Genomic DNA, 4,191 nt, shown 5'->3' on the forward strand with positions numbered 1-4,191 from the left:
TCCAGTAGACGCCGGTGCCGAGGGCGATGGTCTGGTTGGGATCGTAGCGCGCGCTGTCGTCCACCAGGTAGCCGCGATAGACGTCCCCGGTCGCGCCATCCGCGAAATACCACGTGTAGACGCTGTCGAACGCAAGATTGGCCTGCAGGCCACCGCCATAGCCGAACGGTATCCAAGCCTGTCCGTTCCAGGCGGCGCCGAGCTCGCTTCCCAATCCCCCGATGCCATTGTTGGATGCACCATCCAGCGCCTGCACGCCCAGGGTCCAGCCGCTCGCCGCGTCGAAGTACCGCCCCGTAAGCTGCACCGTCCCGGCAGCCGGGCCCGGTCCGCCGCCCATGGAGGCGATGGAGGTGATGACGTATTGCCCGAACGCCGTCGCCACGCTCGACCCGACGACGTAGAGCCCATCGCGCTCGAACAGATCGCCGGTCCACCGGTCGCCCGACGTCGCCACGAACACCCAGCTGTAGCGAACCGAGGCCGGCGCAGGCGGCGCATCAACCAGGTCGAGGCCGCCACGCCCGAAGCTGTCCCAGGTGAGCCCGTTCCACGCCGCGTCCACTTCGCTGCCGAGACCTGCGCTGCCCGAAGGCAGGGCGGCGCCGTTCCGGGTCGCCAGGAAGCCGCCGGACCGGCCATCGAGATACCATTCGACGAAGACCTGCCCGTCTTCCAGGCCGACGCCTGTCAGATCGAGCCCACGCTCCTCTTCGGACAGGATCGTGTAGGTGCCGGCCGCGCCCTGGATCGTGGTGCCCGGCGCGAATTGCTGGCTGTCCGCGACCAGCGTGCCTCCCCAGGCTTGCCCGCTGTGGGATTGGAACTGCCAGACGAAGATGCTGTCTGGACCGGCGGACTGGCTGGCGTTCGACATCCTCTCCCCGGCAGCGACGATGGCGGCTGAGGCCCGCTTGGCGGAGCGGGCAGGCACGTGATACCGGGCGTGCCTTGACCGGATGTAAAGCGCCGCTGCGCCTCAGCGTCCGTGCCACGCCGCGGCGAGGTGGCCGGCTTGCCTCCTTCGGCACTCATCCGTCCCCACGGCCGATGGCATAGGACCGGTGTCGACGAACAGGCCGCTGCGGATCCTCTTGTGGTACTGGGGGCGGCGCGGCGGCGGCGCGCAGTTCGCGCTCGGCCTGGCGCGCGCCCTGGCGGTGCGCGCCGATGCGGAGCTCCGTCTCTCGCTGTCGGCCGAAGGCGAGCTGGTGTCGGCGTTCCGCGACCTGGGCGTCCCGACGCAGCTCATCTCCACCTACCGCGGCCTGCCCGGCTTCGTCGCGTCGATCCCCCGCATACCGTCCGCAGGGCGTCGGCTCGCGGCGGCGGCGGCGGAATGCGATGTCGTCCTATCGGCGATGACACATCTCTGGACCCCCTTTGTCGCCGGCCACCTCCGGCGAAGCGGCGTGCGCTTCGTGCCGGTGATCCACGATGCCGCGCCGCATCCTGGGGATTTCTCCGTCGCGTGGCAGTGGCGGCTGAACCGTGAACTGTCGGCAGCCGATGCTGCCGTGGTGCTTTCCGGCACCGTGGCCGCGGCCCTGCAGGCACGTCGCCCCGACCTTCCGCAGATCCGGATGCCGCTGCCCGCCCTCCTGCTTGGCTCACCCGCCTCTCGCCCGGCCGCAAGCGGCCGTTTCGTCTTCTTCGGTCGGTTCCGTCACTACAAGGGACTGGACCTGCTGCGTGATGCCTTTGCCCGGCTTCGGGCGCGTCATCCCCACATCACACTACGGGTCGTCGGCGAAGGTGACGCCGAGGGCTGCGCACCCGGCTTGACCGGACTTCCCGGTGTCACCGTCGAGAGCCGTTGGGTTGCCGAAGCCGAGATTCCTGACCTGCTCGCCGATGCGGCTGCGGTCGTGCTGCCCTACCGTGAAGCTAGTCAGTCGGGCGTCGTGCCGCAGGCCCTTGCGCTCGGCGTTCCTGTCGTGGCCACGCCGGTCGGCGGACTCCTTGAGCAGGTGCGCCAGGGCAGCGGTGGTGTCCTCGCGACAGCTGTCACGCCCGCGGCGCTGGCAGAGGCTATGGAAGCGGCTCTCGACCCTGCCAGGGCGCAGGAGTTGCGCAGGGAAGCGCTCGTCGCAGGTCGCGCCCTGACCGACTGGAATGCCGCGGCAACGCACCTTGTCGCGGAGCTGCGCCGAGCCGTCTTCCCGGTATAGCTTTGCCGCCGCGAACGGGCGCGACGACTGGCCCGGCGCGACCTTACTGCCCTCCGGCGCTCGCGGCAGCGGAACGGCCGCATGCCCCCACCCGCCCCTCATGCAGCCGCCGCACCGTCTCCGCCACGGCCAGCGCACGTCCCACCGGCGCGTAGAACACGCCGCGCAGCTGCGTCGTCGCCTGCAGCGCGGCCAGGAAATCGTCGCGCAGCGCGGTATCCGGCGGCACGGCGCCGGACCAGAACGCGTCCAGCGCGCCCTGATGCGTCAGGCCGGGCAGGTCCCACACGGCGCGGCCAAGCGCCATGGTCGGCACGTCCAGCGTGATCGCCCGCAGCCCCACCGTGCTGTTCACCGTCAGCAGCCCGCGCGCGCCGGACAGCATGGCGTCCAGCGTGCCGTGATGCGCCACGTGCACGCGATGCGCGGCGCCGACGGCCGCGGCGATGGCGGGCACGCGGCGGCGCCAGTTCTTCAGGCACGGATCCAGCGGATGCACCTTCACGATCAGCTGGCCGTCCGGCGGCGCGTGCCGCGCGAAGGACCGGATCGTCTCGCCCAGCGGCGTGTCCATATCCGGATAGGCAGAATAGGCACGGACGGAGAAGTCGGTCTCCATCTGCATCGCGAACACCCAGTACGGATGGCCGGCAGCCAGCTCCAGCGCACGGGCGCCCTCGGCGTGCTCCGCGCGCCGCCGCAGCAGGCGCCGCGCGATGCCGGCATAGGTCGCCAGCGGATGGTGCAGGTGGTGGCTGCGGTAGTGCGGGAAGGGCCAGGGCAGCAGGTTCGCCACGTGGTACAGCACGTCCCAGGCGGCCTGGCGCAGGAAGGAGTCGCGCAGCCGCTCCTCGAGGTCGGCGCGCGGCAGGCCGGCGGCCAGGGCGCGGATCGCGGCGGGGTCGCGCGGGAAGCGGCTGTCGCCGCCCATCGCGTCGCGCTCCAGCGTGATCCAGTCCGGCCGGAAATAGCCGAAATCGGTGACGGTCACCGCCACGCCGCGCAGCGCCGCGGCGCGGATCGCCTCGCGATGGCAGTCGCGCTGCTCACCCAGCAGCACCAGGTCGGTGATGCGCTGCCGCTCGAGGTAGCGGCCGACGAAGCCCGCCCATTCGTCCGGCCGCCCGCCGAAATCCACCGCCGGCGGCGCGCCCGGGATCCGTCGCCAGAACAGCCGGTCGCCGAGGCAGAGGTTGATCCGGTGCACCTCGTGCCCCAGCGCGGCGAGTCCCGTCGCGACCTCGACGAAGAAGGGGCTGATCGGCCCCTGCAGGAACAGGAAGCGACGACCGGGCCGGCCGGGTTCGTTCTCCGGCGGCAGGGTGGCATCGCGCGGCGACATGCGGGCAGCATACCTCCGGGCGCGCCCCCGGTCTGTCAATGCCGCGCCGGAAATCGGGAACGTCACGAAGAGCGCGGCGGCAGGCTGCGCCAGAGCCGCCAGCGACCGGTCACCGGCGCCGGCAACCGCGCCATGGCGTTCCGCATCGCCGCGTTCTCCTCGAGGATCCAGGAGATCTCGACCTGGCGCCAGCCACGCCCGGCCGCGATGCTGATCGCTTCCGCCAGCAGCGCGCCCATGGCGAGCGCGGAGGCCGGGTGGCGGCGGAAGGCGCGGGCGATGCCGAGCATGGGGATGCGCGCGCTGTCCACCCGCCCGCGCAGCGCCCGGGCCAGTGGCAGCCAGCCCAGCGGCAGCAGCCGCCCGTCCGCGGGCAGGGTCGGCTCGATGTTGGGCACGATGGAGACCAGCCCGATCGGCGCGCCGTCCCAATCCGCGAAGACCACCTCGCCGGCAACGAGCAGCGGCCGCAGCAGCCGCGCCATTCCCGCGACCTCGCCGGGGCGCAGCGGCACGGCGTGGCGGTTCTCCGCCCAGGCGTCGTCGTAGAGGGCCGCGATACGCGCGACCTCGGCGGCGTAGTCGCCCCGGTCGAGCCGGCGCAGCCGCAGCCGCGCCATCTCCGCCGGGCGCTGCGCCGCCAGCGCGGCGAAGCGCGCGCGATGCCGCTCCGCCGCC

The 4,191-nt window shown here is 72.2% G+C and carries 4 protein-coding genes; 1 reads left to right on the forward strand and 3 read right to left on the reverse strand.

Annotation, left to right across the window (positions count from 1 at the left end):
• Positions 1 to 877: hypothetical protein (locus OZN99_RS26865; protein WP_270938300.1), on the reverse strand; the 877-nt coding region annotated here is incomplete at its 3' end.
• A gap of 187 nt (positions 878 to 1,064) precedes the next feature.
• Here OZN99_RS26865 and OZN99_RS26870 point away from each other — a divergent pair.
• On the forward strand, positions 1,065 to 2,171 hold the full coding sequence (locus OZN99_RS26870; RefSeq protein WP_270938301.1) for a glycosyltransferase family 4 protein: 1,107 nt from the start codon (positions 1,065 to 1,067) through the stop codon (positions 2,169 to 2,171).
• A 43-nt stretch (positions 2,172 to 2,214) separates the two neighbouring features.
• Here OZN99_RS26870 and OZN99_RS26875 read toward each other — a convergent pair whose 3' ends face one another.
• Positions 2,215 to 3,513: a capsule biosynthesis protein gene (locus OZN99_RS26875; RefSeq protein ID WP_270938302.1), complete on the reverse strand. Its 1,299-nt coding sequence runs from the start codon at positions 3,511 to 3,513 to the stop codon at positions 2,215 to 2,217.
• Between the two features lie 62 nt (positions 3,514 to 3,575).
• Positions 3,576 to 4,191 (reverse strand): GNAT family N-acetyltransferase (locus OZN99_RS26880; RefSeq protein WP_408611947.1); only part of this gene is annotated, 616 nt, incomplete at its 5' end.

This window comes from Falsiroseomonas oryzae (genome assembly GCF_027856955.1).
GTDB classification, from domain to species: domain Bacteria; phylum Pseudomonadota; class Alphaproteobacteria; order Acetobacterales; family Acetobacteraceae; genus Falsiroseomonas; species Falsiroseomonas oryzae.

Excerpts from the sequence above, each read along its gene's own strand:
- OZN99_RS26875 (WP_270938302.1), bottom strand. The coding sequence starts at position 3,513 with ATGTCGCCGCGCGATGCCACCCTGCCGCCGGAGAACGAACCCGGCCGG.